Here is a 16,017-nt window from a genome sequence, read left to right on the forward strand (position 1 = left end):
TTATCAGATCAACCAATGTGTGATGACGTTGTGTCCGCGCGCTCCAGAACACACAGCCCCAGCGCCGGATCACCCGCCCGGCGCAGGGCCAGCCCCGCCTCGGCGGCCTCGGCGGCCAGCGCCTCCTCCGTGGCGACCCACCAGCGGTACTCGACCGACGCCCGGCCCAGCGACCGGCCCCGGCGCAGCACGCCGTACTCCATGCGCCAGGTGATCTCGTCCGCGCCCGTGGGGCGCGCGCTCGCCCAGCCCTCGTACTCCATCTCGCCGATGACGGCCCCGGCCATCCGCACCCGCTCCACCTCGACGGGCGCGAACGGCGGAGTGATGTTGAACACCAGGGCGCCGCCCGGGGCGAGTTGGTGGGCGGCGCGGCCCCACAGCGCGCGCCGCTGCCCGGGCGGCAGGTGGCCGACCATGTTCAGGGCCACCACCGCGCGCACCCCGTCGGGCCATTCGGCGCCGGCGCAGTCGTCGGGAACCACCGTGACCCGCCTGCGCAGTTCCGCGTCCTCATGCACCCGGGCGAGCAGGACGGCGCGCATCGCGGCCGAGGGCTCGACGGCCAGTACCGGCGCCCCCGGCAGCGCGTCGCGGATCACGCGCACGCCCCGGCCCGATCCCGCCCCGAGGTCCACCACGGTGCCGGTGGTGGCCCGCACCCGGGCCAGGACGTCCGCCAGGGCCGGGCCCAGCGCGTCCCACGCCTCGGCGATCAGGATGTCGAGGTACTCCGCGGACCGTTCGTAGGGGTCGCTCATCACCGCTCCAGACGCTCGATGCCTCACAGTTCGTCGGGCGGGCGCACGAGCGGACCGCCGACGCCCCGTACAGTAATCGCAAATGAATTTCATTACGACAAGCAGCGGGTGAACGGGCGCCGTTGACGGTGCGTGGGGGCGGACAGCACCGCGCCCGCCGGGTCGCACACGGCGGGCGCGGGCGGCTGGGGCGCCGGTGGGGTCAGTGGTCGTCCCAGTGGTCCTCGTGGGCGGCGTGCCGGTGGCCGTCGTGGACGTAGTCGACGTGGTCCCCGTGCGGGACGGCGACGTGCCCGCAGCCCTCCTGGTGGCGGTGGCCGTGGCCCTCGTGCGGCGCGTGACGTTCGGTGGTGCACTCGTCCACGTGACCGTCGTGGGAGCGGTGGATGTGGCCGTCGTGCACGTAGTCGACGTGGTCCCCGTGCGGGACGGCGACGTGCCCGCAGCCCTCGTGGTGCTGGTGGTCGTGGCCCTCGTGGGTGCGGTGCTCGGTGGCGGACGTCATGACGTACTCCCGGTGCCGTTCGGACGGGCGGCCGCCCGTCGACGGCCACTGCCGCGTTACCGGTTCACCGTAGAACGGCGCCCGTCCCCCCGCACGCGGAGCGGGGCCCGCGCGGAGCGGGGCCGCGGGCGGGTGGCAAGCTGCCGGAGTGACCACGCATGAGAGAGTGCACGCGCCCGTCATCACGCAGATCAGCCGGCCCGAGGACGTCACCGCCGCCCTCGGACGGGAGCTGACCGACTGCTGGGCGGGCGTCATCAACGCCGGCGGGGCGGTCGTCCCGATGGACTGCCCGCTGCCCCCGGTGAGTCCGTCGACGCTCGGACCGGCGATGGACCGGATCGCCGGACAGCTCTCCCCGCAGCGGCTCAGGCTGCTGATGGCGACCGTGGACGGCACCCTCGCCGGCTGGATGCTGCTGCGCCGTGAGCAGCACCCGCTCGTGGCGCACTGCGGGGTGGTGAACCATGTGCAGACCCGGGTCGGCTTCCGGGGCCGGGGCGTCGGCGTCGCGCTGATGCGGCACGCCGCGCGGATCGCGCGCGAGGAGATGGGCCTGGAGCGGCTGCAACTGACCGCGCGGGACGGTCTGGGCCTGGACGCCTTCTACCGCAAGGCCGGCTGGACCGAGGTGGGCCGGTGGCCGGGCGCGCTGCGGGTGGCACCCGGGGACGACCGGGACGAGATCCTCATGAGCCTGGAGCTGTGACGGCGCCGGCCGTCCGCGCGTTCACGCGCCGCCGTCCCCCTTGACCGCCACCAGCACGGCGCTGTCGCCGAACTGCCAGACGGAGGTGACGTGCCGGAAGCCCGCCTGCCGCAGCAGCGCGGCATGGCGGCCCGCCGTCAGCTCCTCGTCGCCCCCGCCGCCCCCGAGGGCGGCCAGGCGCTGCTCGCGCTCCACGAACAGGTCGGCCAGCTCCGGGTCCCGGGCGGCCGCGGCCCACCACGACCCCCAGTCCTCGTGGACGTGGCCGCCCGTCCGCTCGGCGCGGCGGCGGCCGACGTGCGCGGTGAGGTCCGCGCACGGGGCCTCGTCGGGCGGGAAGTGGTCGCCGTTGACGAGGACACCGCCGGGACGCAGCAGGGCCGCGAGCCGCCGGTAGGTGTCCAGGAGCACCGGCTCCGGGAGGTAGTGCAGGGCCGTCGTGGAGACGGCGGCGTCCAGCGGGCGTCGCAGCCCGAGGGCGTCCGTCCAGCCCTCCTCGCCGATCACCGCGTCGACGTAGCGTGCGCTGTCGGAGTGGTGGGTGCGGCCCAGCTCCAGCAGCAGCGGGTCCATGTCGACGGCGACGATCTCCGCGTCCGGCAGCCGGTCGGCGAGCCGGGCGGACAGGGAGCCGGGGCCGCAGCCGAGGTCGAGCAGGAGCGGCCGGGCACGGCCGGCGGTGGCGTGCTCGACGACGTCCGTGATCACCGTGAACCGCTCCTCGCGGTCCACCGCGTACCGCTGCTGCTGAAGCTCCCAGCGCTCCACCCACGCTTTGGCCGTCTCCATGCTCACGCCCATCGCTCGCGCACCTCCACCGTCTGCCGTGCTCGTGTTTCCCGGTCACCTCCGAATCTACAGGTGGAAACGGTTATCAGTTGCCTCTCAGTTCAGTGACTCGAGTACGCTCAGCAACCGGTCGACCTCCTCCACGGTGTTGTACACATGGAGACTGACCCGCACCGAACCGTCCTTCTCCCCCACTCCGGCCTGGCACATGGTGTCGGCGCGCACCATGAAACCGTGGCTGTAGAGGATGAACCCCAGGTCGTCGGAGGGGATGTCGCGGTGCCGGAACGTGACGATGCCGTGCCGACGCTGGGCCGCCGGCAGCGCGGAGCCGGCGGCCAGACTGACCTGGCAGCCGAGGATCTCGTAGGCGTCGAGGTGGCGCAGCCGGTCGGTCAGCCGGCCGGCGAGGCCGGTGGTCCAGCGCGCGATCCGGTGCGGTCCGGCCGCGTCCAGCCAGTCCAGTGCGGCCCGCAGCGACACGATGCCCGCCGTGTTGGGTGTCCCCTGCCAGCCGCCCGGACGGAACACCGGACCGCGCGCGTTGCGCGCCCACACCGCCCCGGTCCCGGGCAGCGCCATCGCCTTGTGCCCGGAGAACACCACGAAGTCGACGTCCAGCTCGCTGACGTCGACGGGCAGATGGCCGACGCTCTGGGCGGCGTCCAGGCAGATCGGCACGTCCGGGCCGACCGCCTCGCGGATCCGGTGCACGTTCATGTCGCCGCCGTACACGTGGTGGACGTGCGTGGCGGCCACGAAGCGGGTGCGCGGGCCGACCACCCCGTCCAGGGCGCGGTGGTCGTAGTCGCCGGAGCCCTCCTGGTACGGCAGTGCCCGCACGCGGATGTCGACGCCGCGCTCGGCCAGCAGCAGCCGCGCCTCGAGCCAGGGGTCGAGGTTGGCCCGGTGGTCGGCGTGCGGCACCAGGATCTCGTCGCCGTCGGTGAGGTGGGGGACGAGCCAGTCGCGGGCGACGCTGCGCAGGCCCTCGGTGGTGCCGCTGGTGAAGTGGACGCCGGAGCGGTCCGGTCCGGGGTCGTGCAGGAAGTCCTTGACCCGCTGCCGGGTCGTGTCCACCAGTTCCGTGGTGCGGTTGGCCCAGGGGTAGGTGCCCCGGCCCGCGTTCGCGTTCGACGTGGTGAGGTAGGTCTGTACGGCGTCCAGCACGGCGCGCGGCTTCTGCGAGGTCGCCGCGCTGTCCAGGTACGCCGACTCCGGGTGCGCCGTGACGATCGGGAACTGCTCCCGCAACTCCCGCTGCCACAGCGCGTCTTCATCGTGCTCCGCCCCGGGGAGCCGGCCGGCCGCGCTCATTCGCGCACCAGCGGCGCGCCCGCGTCCCGCCAGGCGACGATGCCGCCGGCCAGGCTGCGCACGTCGGGATGTCCCCTGCGGGTCAGCAGCGCGGCGTAGCGCAGGGACTTCTCGCCGACGGGACAGGCCAGCAGGACCGGGGTGCGCTTGCTGAACGGGAGGCCGCCGCGGACCAGTTCGTCGAACACCTCGTCGACGATGTTGACCGAGCCCTCGATGTGCAGGGCCCCGTAGGCGTGCGGGCTGCGCAGATCGACGACGAGCGGGCGGGGATCGCCCTCCGCGGTCCAGCGGCGGGCGTCGGCGACGGTGATGACCCGGGCCTCCGCCTGCGCCTCGGCGTCGGTGAGGGACGCCGCCGTGTGCCCCCGCTTCGCCTGGCCCAGCAGCTCGGGGCGGCGCCTGCGCACGTAGCTGAGGTAGCTCTCGGCCCGGTCGCACACGATGAACACGGCCGTGCGGCGCTCCCCCGTGCCGTCCAGTTCGGCGTCCGCGTCCCGCAGATGGCGTACCGCGCCCTGGTAGGCGGCGCCTCCGGTCGGTCCGGACAGCAGTCCGCAGCGGCGGATCAGGGTGACCATCCCGTCGATGGCCTCCCCGGAGGTCACCGACTCGATGGTGTCGTACGTCCCCGGGTCGAACAGGCCGACCTGGTGGACCTCGTCGATGGTGCGGATGCCGGGGATGAAGTCGGACTTGTGGGCGACCAGGCCGAGGACCCGGACGGCCGGGTCGTGTTCGCGCAGGACGCGCGCGACTCCGGTGGACGAACCGGCCGTGCCCACACAGGCGATGAACCAGTCCGGCACCCGGCCGTCCAGGTCCTTCACTATCTCGGGCCCGGTGCCCGCCGCGTGCGCCTCGGTGTTGCGCGGGTTGAAGTACTGGTCGGTGTGCAGGTAGGTGCTGTCCGGGTCGGAGAGCGCCTGGTGGAAGTGGGTCAGCGGATCGTCCGTGTCGGTCGGGTCCAGGCACTCGCTGCGCCCGGGCAGTTCCTCGATCTCGGCGCCGAGGAGCAGCAGCAGCTCCTTGATCTCCGGGACCCGCATCCGGTTGGTGACGCTCTTGAACTTCAGTCCGTGCATGCCGGCCAGCAGCGCCAGCGCCTTGGCGGTGTTGCCGCTGGAGAGCTCGACGACCGTCCCTTCGCCGTCGGCGCCCTCCAGATGGGGCCGGGCCATGTGCCAGGCGGGCCGGTCCTTGACCGACCCGAACGGGTTGAGCATCTCCAGCTTCGCGTACAGGTCGATGTTGCGCAGGCCGTGCACGGCCGGGTCGATGCGCACCAGCGGTGTGTTGCCGATGGCCTCGGTGATGCTGTCGTACCTCATGCGGTCGTTCCCCCCGGGGAAGTGAGCGGCCAGTAGTCCTCGTCCAGGCACCAGCGCCAGGAGTCGCCCTCCGGCTCCACCGCGACGGTCCGCGCGAGCGGCTGCCGTTGCGCGCGGTGGGCGTGGAAGTCCATCGCGTAGCCGGCGGTGTTGGTGAAGGCGAGCAGATCGCCCGCGCGGGGCAGCCTGGGGAGGTGGACGAGGCGCCGGGTGATCAGGTCGGCCTCCAGGCACAGGTTGCCGGCGAGGAAGACCCCGACCGGCTCCTCCTCGCCGTCGGCCGGCCCGCCGCGCGGCAGCAGCACCGGGTCCATGAGGACACCGTGCTCCTCCAGGCTCATGTCCCCCGCGTTCATGCCGAGGCGCACCAGGTACCGGTCCGGTTCCTCGCCCGCCGGCCGTACGTCGAGGACCCGCGCCAGCGACAGTCCGCACTGGTCGACCAGGGAACGGCCGGGCTCGATGTACAGGTCGTGTAGGTGTTCCAGGAGGAGGGTGGCCGACGGGCGGCCCAGGACCGGGGCGGGCATCGAGAGCAGTTCGTCCAGGTAGCCGGGGCCGGCGGTGGGGCGGTGCGCGGGGTACAGGGCGGCGTTCCCGCGGACCGTCCCGCCCTCGTTGCGCAGCCCGTAGCCGTGGCCGCGCCAGGTGAGGGGCGGACGGACGCCGAGCACCGCCTCGCTCAGCGCGGTGGTCCAGCGTTCCCACTCCTCGGCGTCGGCGAGGTACCCGACGCCGAATCCGCCGCCGATGTCGAGGGCGCGGGGCGCGAGTCCCCGCGCCCGGCACTCGTCCATGAACAGCACGCACTGTTCCAGGGCGCGCGCCTTCTCCTCCACGCCGGTGGTGTCCAGGTGGTAGGCGACGCCCGTCAACTCCACCACGTCCCGGTGCCGTTCGAGCGCGGACAGCAGTGCCTCCGCCTCGCGCACGGGGGTGCCGAAGCGGCTGCGCCGCGCGAGCAGGCGGGTGCCCGTGCCTCCCTGGACGGCGGCCGACTCGAATCCGGACAGGCGCACCAGTACGTCGACCCGGGCGAGGCCGTGCCCGCGCACCAGGCCGGCCAGCTGTTCCAGCTCGCCGGGCGAGTCGAGGTTCACCGTCGCGCCCACGCGCGCAGCCAGCCACAGGAACTCGGCGTCCTTGGGGCCGGTCGCCATGATCCGGTCCCCGGTGAAGCCGCAGCCCAGGGCGTGCCGCAGCTCCTCCAGGGAGGCGACGTCGATGCCGACGGCGGCGACGTCCTCGGCCGCCAGCCGCCGCACCAGGGAGCTGGACCGGTTCGCCTTGTGCGCGTAGTACACCCGCCCCGCCAGGTGGTGGCGGCGCTGGACGGCGCGGAAGCGTGCTGCGTTCTCGGCGACGACCTCCGGGATCAGTACGTTCAGTGGCGACCCCAGTGCGTCGACCAACGAGTGCAGAAACGTTTGGGCCCTCAGCAGCGAGGCGAGCGGTGGCTCCACCCGTGGCCTCAGATACAAGGGCACGTCCACGTGCTACCCCTCCCGTGTCGTCCGACCGCCGCTGCGACGATCGTTCGGGGGTAGTCGTTTCCATCTACACCCGTCGCTAAGCCTCACCAGGGCGGTTGCGGTGGGCAGTTCGGCGCACGGGAGGGGTCACGGCCCGGAAGGGGCGGTGGCGAGCACGCGGTTGAGCGCGCTGCCGGGGCGGCCGGTGAGGTCGTCCCAGGTGCCCTCCTCGGTGATGCGGCCGTCCTCGAGGACGGCGATCCGGTCGGCCCGGCGGATGGTGGCGCGGCGGTGCGCGATGACGAGGGTGGTGCGCCCCGGCGCGTCCAGGGCGGCGGCGAGCCGGGCGTCGCCCGCGTTGTCCAGGTGGGCCGTGGACTCGTCGAGCACGAGCACCCGCGGCCGGGCCAGGAGGGCGCGGGCGAGGGCGATGCGGGCGCGTTGACCGCCGGAGAGGGTGGCACCGCGCTCGCCGACCGGTGTGTCCATCGGGGCGATCAGGTCGACGCCGCACAGCCGGGCCGTCTCGGCGAGCAGGGCGTCGTCCGCGTCGGGGGCGGCGAGCCGCAGGTTCTCGGCGAGGGTGCCGTGGAAGAGGGGGGTGTCCTGGCCGACCAGCGCGAGGGCGCCCCGGAGTTCGGCGTCGTCCACCTCCCGCAGGTCGACGGGGTCGCCGTCGGCGGGGATCAGCTCGACCGCTCCCCCGGTCGGGTCCCAGAAGCGGGCGAGCAGGTGGGCGCAGGTCGACTTGCCGGCCCCCGACGCGCCGACCAGGGCGAGGGTCCGCCCCGCGGGGACGGTCAGCTCGACCCCGTCCAGTACGGGCCCGCTGCCGTAGTCGAAGCGCACCCCGCGCAACCGGACACCCAGCGGGCCGGGGGGCAGGGCGCGGGGTGCGGCGGGCGGTGGGGCGAGGGCGGGGGCCTTGACGGCCGCGTCGACCCTGGCGGCGGCCGCGCGCAGGGACACGGCCTGGCTCAGCGACCTGGCCGACTCGGCGACCGGGCCCAGGACCGACAGGGCCAGCGCCATCGCCGCCGGAGCCCACGCGCCGTGCAGGCGTCCGGCGGTCAGGGACTGCGCCGCCGCGGCCACCACGCCGAGCACGGCGGCCACGATCAGCAGGTCGCGGACCGCGGAGGCGACCGCCTCCCAGGTGGCCTCGGCCCGTTGTGCCGCGCCCACCTGCCGACCCCGCTCGGCCAGCCGCCGGCGCCGTTCGGCCAGGGCGCCGAAGGCGAGCAGCTCGCGCAGCCCGTCGACGGTCTCCACGGTGTCCGCCGACAGTCCCGCGGTGGCCGTCCGGGTGCGGCTGCCGCGCACCGCGCGGGGGCGGGCGTCGGCGAAGGGGGCCGCGGCGAGCAGCGCCGCGACCGGCAGTACGGCCGCCAGCAGCCACGGTTCCACCGTGGCCAGGACCACCGACCCGGCGGTGAACACCGTTCCCGCCGCGAGCAGTTGGGCGGTGGTGTGGGCGTAGAAGAACTCCAGCGCCTCCACGTCGGCCATGGCGGTGGCGGCGAGGTCGCCGCTGCGCCGGCCGGCGACCCGGGCGGGCGCGCTGCGGGCGAGGCCGTCGAAGACCCGGACCCGCAGCGCGGCCAGGACGCGGTAGGCCAGGTCGTGCGAGAGGTCCATCTCGCGCCAGGTCATCAGGGCGCGCACCACGACGAGGGCGACGAGCGCGGTGACGGTGGCGGCGGAGGGGGCGCGGTCCTCGATGACGGCGGTGCCCACGGTGTGCGCGGCGAGCGTCACCAGCGCGACGAGGGACCCCTGTTCGAGGAGTGCGGCGGCGCAGGTGCGGGCCGTCATGGCGCGGTGCCCGGCGAGTGCGGGCAGCAGGGCGCGCAGGGAGCCCCGCGCGGGCAGGCCGGCCTCGGGGCCGGTGGTGTCGGCGGTGCCGGTCATGCGGCGAGTCCTCCCGGGTGGGTGTGGCCGGCCTCGACGAGCCGCGCGTAGACGCCTCCGGCCTCGACCAGTGCGGCGTGGTCGCCGACGGCGTCGACCCGTCCGGCGTCGAGGACGACGATGCGGTCGGCGTGCCGGACGGCGGCGAGCCGGTGGGCGACGACCAGGACGGTCCGGCCGCCGGCGGCCTTGAGCAGTTCGCGGACGATCCCGGCCTCGCGGCGTTCGTCGACCGCGCTGGTCGCCTCGTCGAGGACGAGCACGGGCGTGTCCGCGAGCAGGGCCCGCGCGAGGGCGAGCCGCTGGCGCTGCCCGCCGGAGAGGGTGGCGCCGCGCTCGCCGACCACGGTGGCGTAGCCGTCGGGCAGGGCGGCGATCTCGTCGTGGATGCCGGCGGTGCGCGCCGCGCGGACCAGTTCGTCGTCCGTCGCGTCCGGGCGGGCCAGGCGCAGGTTGTCGGCGACGGTGGCGTGGAAGAGGTACGTCTCCTGCGACACGACGGCGATGCCCTGCCGCAGCGAGTCGAGGGCGTACGCGGTCGTGGGGCGGCCGTCGAGGGTGATGCCGCCCTCCCGCGGGTCGTGGTGGCGCAGCAGCAGGGCGAGCAGCGTGGACTTGCCCGCGCCGGACGGGCCGACGATCGCGGTGGTGCGTCCCGCCTCGGCGGTGAAGGTGACGCCGTGCAGTGCGGGCGTCCCCGCCCCGTCGTAGGTGAACGCCACGTCCTGGAACCGTACTTCGGGCGGTCCCGCCCAGTGTGCCGGAGCGGTGGCGGTGTCCGGGACGGCGGGCTCGGCGGTGCGCAGCGCGGCGATCCCGTCCGCGGCCGACACCCCCAGGTATCCGGCGTGCCACTCGCGGGCCAGGTCGCGGACCGGGCGGAAGCACTCGGAGGCCAGCAGCAGCACCAGGTAGGTGCCGGTCGCGGTGGTCGATCCGGTGACGGCCGACCAGCACGCGAGGAGCGCGGCGGCCGCGGTGCCGCCCTGGATGGCCAGGTCGGTGATGCCGGTGTCGACCAGGGACACCCGCAGTTTGGCGACGGTCGCCCGGTGCAGCGCCGCCGAGCGCCGCTCCAGGCGCTCCCGGGTGCGGCCGACGGCGCCGGCGGCGCGCAGGGCGGGCATGCCCTGGAGCGCCTCCAGGTAGTCGGCGCCCAGTCCCTCGTAGGTGTCCCAGTGTTCCTTGCCGCGTTCGGCCAGGAGCCGGTCCCAGGCGCGCGGCCCGGCGAGGGCCAGCAGCAGGGCCGGGACCAGGCCGAGCAGGGCGGCCGGTTCCACCGCGGCCAGTGCGGCCAGCACCAGGGGCGGCACGGTCAGGGTGATCAGGAGCTGGGGCAGGTAGCGGGAGACGTAGGCGTCGACGCCCTCCACACCGTCGACGAGGGTGGTGCGTACGGCTCCGGCGCGGGCGGTGGTCAGGTGGGCGGGGCCCAGCCGGCCGAGGCGGGCGACGAGTTCGTCCCGCAGGGCGACCCTGACCCGGGCTCCGGCGCGGGTGGCGGTGCGCCGCTGCCAGGTGGTGAGCGCGGCGCGGGCGGCGACGACGGCGAGCACGGCGGCGAGCAGCCACGGCAGCCCGCCGGTGTCGCCGCGGGCCAGACGGGCGAGGGCGACGGCCAGCAGCACGGCCTGCACGAGGTGGGTGAGGGTGCCGGCCCCTTGCAGGAGGGTGGCCGTGAGCAGGGGGCGCCGGGCGTGCCGGGCGGCGCGGCGCAGTTCGGGGTGGACGATCACGTGGTGTTCTCCTCGTCGGCGTGGCGGGTGCCGAGGGCCAGTCCGTGGACGATCCAGTCCCGGCCCGGTGGGGCGCCGAGCGCGGCGCCGAGGTCCGCCTGCTGCCAGGAGCCGACGGGCCGGGCGGCGAGTCCGTGGCGGCGGGCGGTGAGGTGGGCCAGGTGGACGGCGAAGCCGGCCCGCAGGTGGGTACGGCGGATGAGCGGCGCGCCGGCGTCCGCCGGGCAGCCGTGGGCGAGCAGGACGGCGCCCGCGTCCGCGATCCACGCCTGGCCGGCGGCCCACGCCGCGAGCGTCGGGCGGGCCTCGCCGGACGCCCGCCGCCGCGGTGACGTCCCGTCACCGGCCGGCTCGACCAGCCCCGGCCGCGCTCCCCCGACGGCGGCACACCAGCCCACCTCCCCGGCCCCCGCCCACGCGGCCACGGCGAGCACCGCCGACAACGCCCGCGGCGAGGGGGTCCCGGTCAGCGGCGGGGGGTCACTGCGACGGGCCAGCAGCTCGGGGGGCGTGGGGGGTGGGAAGAACGGGAGAGGGCCCGCGAGCGAGGGCGGTCGTACGGACACGGAGGGGCCGGGGGGCGGGGGCGGCCCGGCGGACCCGGGAGGGTTGACGGGCGAGGGCCGTCCGGCGGACCCGGGAGGACCGGGGAGCGAAGGCCGTCCAGCAGACGCGGACGAACCGACCGGCGAAGGCCGCCCGGCGGACCCGGGAGGACCGGGGAGCGAGGGCCGCCCGGCGGACGCGGACGAACCGACCGGCGAAGGCCGCCCGGCGGACCCGGGAGGACCGGGGAGCGAAGGCCGCCCGGCGGACGCGGACGAACCGACCGGCGAAGGCCGCCCGGCGGACCCGGGAGGACCGGGGAGCGAAGGCCGTCCAGCAGACGCGGACGAACCGACCGGCGAAGGCCGCCCGGCGGACCCGGGAGGACCGGGGAGCGAAGGCCGCCCGGCGGACGCGGACGAACCGACCGGCGAAGGCAACCCGCCGGGCGGAGAAGCGCCGACCGGCGAGCGCGGTCCGTCAGGCGCGGCAGGACCGACGGTCAAGGGCGGTGCAGCGGACGCGAGATGCCCGCTCGGCGGAGGAATGTGCACCGCGGCGAGCGGGCCGTCGGTGCGGCCGTCCAGCCGGGGCTCGGCGGCGGTCGCGCCCAGGGCGTGGGCCGCGAGGTACAGGGCCCCGGCGGCGTGTCCGGTGTCCAGGAGCAGCAGCGGCCAGGCCCGGTGGCCGTAGTGGGAGACCGTGCGGCGCGCGGTGACGGAAAGTTCGGCGGTCACGCCCGGCGGCGTGCCGTCGGGTTGCCGGCCGAGGCGGTGGACGCGGTGGCGCAGCGGGTCGTAGCCGTAGCGGCCGGGCGGCAGCGGGCAGCCGGCGCCCACGACGAGTTCGGTGTCGACCGGGTGGAGCGCGCCCGCGGACGAGGCGGGCCGCAGGCGGCCGGAATCGTCCGAGGCCGCCAGGGAGAGGCGCAGCAGCGCGCCCAGGTCGAGCTGCCCCGGGCCGGCCTGCGGGACCGGGAGCGGCGGCCCCGGCCAGGCCCGGACGGCGGGCCCGGCGGGTGTGTCGGGGCCCGGCCGCTCGGCGGAGCGGGCGCGGGCGAGTGCGGCGACGAGGTCCACCGGACGGTCGTCGCGGATGTGTTCCACGGGAGCGGGCCTCACATGTGGGGCGGGGGTGCGAGGGTGAAGTCCTCCGGTGCGCTCGGCGCGCTCGTGCGCCAGCCCCGTCGCAGGGCGGTCTCGGCGAGCCGCGGGCAGCCGAAGTAGCCGAAGGCGGCCGGGGCGTTGGGGAGGAGCCCGGAGACGAGGACGCGGGCGACGCGCAGCGCCGTCTCGGCCACGTCCTCGGTGGTGAGGTCGAACGTCATGACGCGGTGTCCGCCCTCGCGGAGCGCGCGGTCGAGCCGGTCCCGGCTGCCGGGCTCGACCGCGTCGAGGGGCACCGTGCCGAGCGCGGGCTCGGTGAAGCGCCGCGCCTCGGCGGCCATCCGCTCGTCCAGCCAGACCTGGACGTGCGCGCCGAGGTCACGGACGTGCTCGAACTGCGGGCCGCACACGTCGAGGTAGCGGTGGTCGGGGCGGTGGTCGAGGTAGAGGCCGCGGGCGAGCAGGCCGGCCTCCACGGCCTGGAACACCCAGCCGTCGGAGCCGGTCAGGCCCTGGGTGAAGACCCAGGTGTGGACGGCCTCCAGCACGGCCTTGCGGGCGGCCTCGGCGGGGTCGTACTTGCAGGCGAAGCCGGCGGCGTACAGGCCGAGCCGCCGGTCGTGCACGAGGGCCGCCATGCAGGGCGCGAACTCCGAGGGCATCTCCACCAGATGGACGTCGAGCGCGGAGCCGGCGAGGTCGTCGGCGAGGCCGGGCACGCTGTCCGGGTCGATGCCGCGGGCCGGGCCGTCCAGGTGCCACCACAGTTCCAGCGCGTCGCGTTCGACGGTCTCCAGCAGGCCGCGTTCGACGGCGTCGTCCAGTCCCTGCCCGGTGGCGATGCCCGCGTAGTTGAGGTGGTGGGTGCGGGGCAGTGAACGCAGTTCGCCCTGGCGCCAGTTGAGGTGGGTGAGGGCGACGGGCGCCCACACCGCGGCGGTGCCGCCGTCCGGCAGCCGCTCCTCGCCGCGCGTCCACAGGGCGGGGGTGTCGGGGGTGAGGGGCCGGTACGGGAACTTCTCCCGGGCGTACTGCCAGGGCGCGTAGGCGGGCAGGTCGCCGGGGCCGTACAACCGCAGCCCCTGCTCGGACAGTTGGGCGGCGGTGGCGCGCAGCGGGGCGTCGGGGTGGCCGGGGGGCGGGACGCGGTTGCCGCAGTAGCGTTCGATTCCCTCGGCTATGGCGGCGATGCGCGCCCCTTCGGGGTCGCCGAAGGTGGTGCCGAGGGAGACCCGGTCGGCGGGCCACAGGCCGAGTCTGCGGGCGTCGGATATCTCGGCGGTGAGCGCGGTGTAGCGGGGCGGGGCACCGGCGGGGTGCTCGACGGGCTTGACCTTGCGGACGATGCCGCAGACGGGATCGACCAGGGCTTCCAGCGGCAGCGCCGTCATCGCAGGATCTCCTCGGCGGGCTCGGTGGGGGTGGGACGGGTGGGGAGCACGTGCAGCGTCAGCGCCACGCTCTCGGGGTCGACCTCGCGCGGCGAGGGGAGCAGGCGGTCCGCCGTGACCGGGTCGGCCCCGGTGTGGGGGTTGCGGGCGTGGGCCGGGAAGTGGTGTCCGGCGATCTCCAGGCGGAGCCGGGTGCCCGGCCGCAGCCGGCGCGCGAGCCGGCCGAGCTCCACGGTGAACTCGGCCGCCCGGCCCGCCGGTTGCTCACGCCGGGCGATGCCGACGGCGAGCCGCTCCGCCGTCCCTTCCGGGGCGAGGGCGACGAGCCGTACGGCCCAGTCGGCGGACGGGGTGCCGGCGGTGGCCCGCAGCCGTACCCGTACGGGGCCGAGCGCGTCGAGCGGGCGGGGCAGCGGCGGGGTGGCCAGCAGGCACCGGTCGGGCGGACCCCCGGTGGGGACGGTGAGGTCGTCGGAGCGGACCGGACGGTCGGGGTCGGCGGTGAAGGCGGCGCCGTGCAGCAACCGGACCCGCGGGGTGCGCGGTCGGCCCTCGGTGGCGGCGGGCACCCACAGGTTGCCTCCACCCAGCGCCAGCGCGCCGTGGCGCCCGGGGGCGAGTTCGCCGCCGAGAGCGCGACGGGCCCAGCGCACGTACAGGTCGCCGAGTCCCACCCGGTGGGCGGGTCCGGCGTCGGGCCCTGGCGCGCCGGCCAGACCGTGGCCCCAGGGGCCCAGCAGCAGTCGGGCGGAGGGCCCGCCCCAGGCGCGCCACAGGGCGACGGTGTCCTCGGTGAAGTGGTCGTGGTGGCCACCCACCGCGAGCAGCGGTACGGCGGCGTGCGCCGCCCGCGTCGTGAGGCGGCCGCGGTCGTGGTGCCGCCACAGGCCCGCCCAGGAGGGCAGGTCCCGGCCCAGCCGTCGCGGGAGGGCGGTGAGCGGCAGGTGGGTGAGCAGCCCGGGGTCGGCGGCGAGGGCCTTGTCCAGGGCGCTCTCGTCCGAGTCCGGCCGGTCGCCGTGGGCGGCCCACCAGCCGGCGCGGGTCAGCAGCCGTTCCACGCCGGAGGGTTCGCGGGCCGTCTCGGCGGCGCCCAGTGCCGGAACGGCGGCGATGACGGCGTCGGGCCGGCCGTCGCCGGGCGCTTCGAGGGCCAGCACGACGGCGCAGTGGGCGGCGTAGGAGGCTCCGGCGGCGACCAGCCGTCCGTCGCTCCAGGGCTGCCGCCGGATCCAGCGGGCCGTGGCCGCTCCGTCGGCGGCCTCGTTCCGGTACGGGTGCCACTCCCCCGGTGACGCGAAGCGGCCCCGCACGTCCTGGACGACGGCGGCGAAGCCGCGGCGGGCCCAGCCGCGCGCCTCGGCCCGGTGGCGTGTGCGGTCGTACGGGGTGCGGATCAGGACGGTGGGGAAGGGCCCGTCGCCGTCCGGAAGATGGGTGTCCGTGGCGAGCCCGCCGACCGTCGCGGTGGGCGGTGTCATCCGTTCTTCTTCGGCATCGGGGCGGCGCCGGGCACCGGGGCGGCGCCGGGCACCGGGAGGGCGTGGGGCACCGGGAGGGCGTGGGGCACCGGGAGGGCGTGGGGCATCGGGGCGACATCGGGCACCGGCAGGACGGGATGCTCGGTGACGGTCAGCGTGCGCAGGTCGACGCGGCGCAGCCGGCGCCGGGCGGGGAGGCCGCCGGTGCCGGGGGCGTCGGTGGCCCACCGGTGGAGGTCGTCGGCGAGCAGCGCGGCGAGCAGTGCGGCGGCGGGCCCGGTGAGCCCGGCCGGTGTGCCGGAGGTGCGGGGTCCGCGCCAGTAGGCGGCCAGTTCGCGGTGGGCGGGGGTGGCGGCGAGGCGCCGGGCGCGGACGTGGGCGGAGGTGACGTCCCCGGGAGCGGCGGCCGGCGGCTCCAGGTACGCCTGCCGGCCCTCGCGGTGGCAGCGCAGCCAGGCGACGCCGTGTCCGGGCAGCCGGTCGGCGGCGTCCCACAGTCCGTCGGGGACGGGCCCGTCGAGGCACCACACCACGGCGGCGGGGTCGTCGCGCAGCAGGTCGTCGAGGTGTTCCGGCGGGGCGGCGGGGGTGTGCGGCGCGGCGCCCAGGGCGGTCAGCTGTGCGGCGAGCGGCCGGGTCAGGATTGGGTCGCCGAAGAGCCGTACGGACCGGCGGGCGGCGGGCCACTCGGGGTGCCGCGGCTCCGCCGTCAGGTAGCCGGCCTCCTCGAACGCCCGCAGGACGCGCCGGAGTTCGCTGTCGTCCGGGGCCGGTGCGGTGCCGGAGAGCACGGCGAGCAGGGTGTCCTGGTCGGCGTCCCCCGTTCGGACGCCGAGGAACTCGCCCTCGGCGGTCCGCAGGGCGAGACCCCGCCCGGGCACGGCGACGACCTCGACACCGGGTGCGAGCCTGCTGCGGGACACGGCGATCCTCCTGACGAGTGGGGCGTACGAGGGGTGTGGGCC

General features: G+C 76.1%; 13 protein-coding genes. 1 reads left to right on the forward strand and 12 read right to left on the reverse strand.

Going from position 1 to position 16,017, the window contains the following annotated elements; genetic code table 11:
• Positions 1-8: 8 nt before the first annotated feature.
• Together FHX78_RS03050 and FHX78_RS03055 are read right to left on the reverse strand one after the other, a co-directional pair.
• The gene (locus tag FHX78_RS03050) at positions 9-761 is read right to left on the reverse strand and encodes a class I SAM-dependent methyltransferase (RefSeq protein WP_145865918.1); all 753 of its coding nucleotides are present in this window, start codon (positions 759-761) and stop codon (positions 9-11) included.
• Between the two features lie 202 nt (positions 762-963).
• A complete protein-coding gene (locus FHX78_RS03055; RefSeq protein ID WP_145865919.1) occupies positions 964-1,266 on the reverse strand; it encodes a hypothetical protein in 303 nt (100 codons plus the stop codon).
• A gap of 148 nt (positions 1,267-1,414) precedes the next feature.
• Between FHX78_RS03055 and FHX78_RS03060 the strand changes: the two genes are divergently transcribed.
• Positions 1,415-1,975 carry a GNAT family N-acetyltransferase gene (locus tag FHX78_RS03060; RefSeq protein WP_145865920.1) on the forward strand — a complete coding sequence of 187 codons (561 nt, stop codon included), beginning with the start codon at positions 1,415-1,417 and terminating at the stop codon, positions 1,973-1,975.
• 21 nt (positions 1,976-1,996) lie between these two features.
• On the opposite strand, the gene FHX78_RS03065 is transcribed toward FHX78_RS03060, so the two are convergent.
• The 10 genes from FHX78_RS03065 to FHX78_RS03120 all read right to left on the reverse strand — a co-directional run bounded on the left by FHX78_RS03065 (position 1,997) and on the right by FHX78_RS03120 (position 15,975).
• A complete protein-coding gene (locus FHX78_RS03065) occupies positions 1,997-2,776 on the reverse strand; it encodes a class I SAM-dependent methyltransferase (protein ID WP_145865921.1) in 780 nt (259 codons plus the stop codon).
• A gap of 84 nt (positions 2,777-2,860) precedes the next feature.
• Complete coding sequence (locus FHX78_RS03070; protein ID WP_145865922.1) at positions 2,861-4,081, reverse strand: aminotransferase class V-fold PLP-dependent enzyme; 1,221 nt, start codon at positions 4,079-4,081, stop codon at positions 2,861-2,863.
• Positions 4,078-5,412 carry a pyridoxal-phosphate dependent enzyme gene (locus tag FHX78_RS03075; RefSeq protein ID WP_145865923.1) on the reverse strand — a complete coding sequence of 445 codons (1,335 nt, stop codon included), beginning with the start codon at positions 5,410-5,412 and terminating at the stop codon, positions 4,078-4,080. The genes FHX78_RS03070 and FHX78_RS03075 overlap by 4 nt, the downstream gene beginning before the upstream one ends.
• Positions 5,409-6,905: a Y4yA family PLP-dependent enzyme gene (locus FHX78_RS03080; RefSeq protein WP_229923927.1), complete on the reverse strand. Its 1,497-nt coding sequence runs from the start codon at positions 6,903-6,905 to the stop codon at positions 5,409-5,411. The genes FHX78_RS03075 and FHX78_RS03080 overlap by 4 nt, the downstream gene beginning before the upstream one ends.
• A 126-nt stretch (positions 6,906-7,031) precedes the next feature.
• Positions 7,032-8,795 carry an ABC transporter ATP-binding protein gene (locus FHX78_RS03085; protein ID WP_145865924.1) on the reverse strand — a complete coding sequence of 588 codons (1,764 nt, stop codon included), beginning with the start codon at positions 8,793-8,795 and terminating at the stop codon, positions 7,032-7,034.
• Positions 8,792-10,531 (reverse strand): ABC transporter ATP-binding protein/permease, encoded by a 1,740-nt coding sequence (locus FHX78_RS03090; protein ID WP_145865925.1) that lies wholly within the window; start codon positions 10,529-10,531, stop codon positions 8,792-8,794. Before FHX78_RS03090 ends, FHX78_RS03085 begins: the two co-directional genes overlap by 4 nt.
• Complete coding sequence (locus FHX78_RS03095) at positions 10,528-10,956, reverse strand: nitroreductase family protein (RefSeq protein ID WP_229923926.1); 429 nt, start codon at positions 10,954-10,956, stop codon at positions 10,528-10,530. The genes FHX78_RS03090 and FHX78_RS03095 overlap by 4 nt, the downstream gene beginning before the upstream one ends.
• Positions 10,957-12,194: 1,238 nt before the next feature.
• The gene (locus FHX78_RS03105) at positions 12,195-13,574 is read right to left on the reverse strand and encodes a YcaO-like family protein (protein ID WP_145865926.1); all 1,380 of its coding nucleotides are present in this window, start codon (positions 13,572-13,574) and stop codon (positions 12,195-12,197) included.
• Positions 13,571-15,052, reverse strand: a complete 1,482-nt coding sequence (locus FHX78_RS03110; RefSeq protein WP_145865927.1) for a CocE/NonD family hydrolase — start codon at positions 15,050-15,052, stop codon at positions 13,571-13,573. Before FHX78_RS03110 ends, FHX78_RS03105 begins: the two co-directional genes overlap by 4 nt.
• Positions 15,049-15,975, reverse strand: coding sequence for a hypothetical protein (locus FHX78_RS03120; RefSeq protein ID WP_229923925.1), 927 nt, complete (start codon positions 15,973-15,975; stop codon positions 15,049-15,051). Before FHX78_RS03120 ends, FHX78_RS03110 begins: the two co-directional genes overlap by 4 nt.
• Positions 15,976-16,017 lie beyond the last annotated feature (42 nt).

This window comes from Streptomyces capillispiralis, from assembly GCF_007829875.1.
Classification (GTDB): domain Bacteria; phylum Actinomycetota; class Actinomycetes; order Streptomycetales; family Streptomycetaceae; genus Streptomyces; species Streptomyces capillispiralis.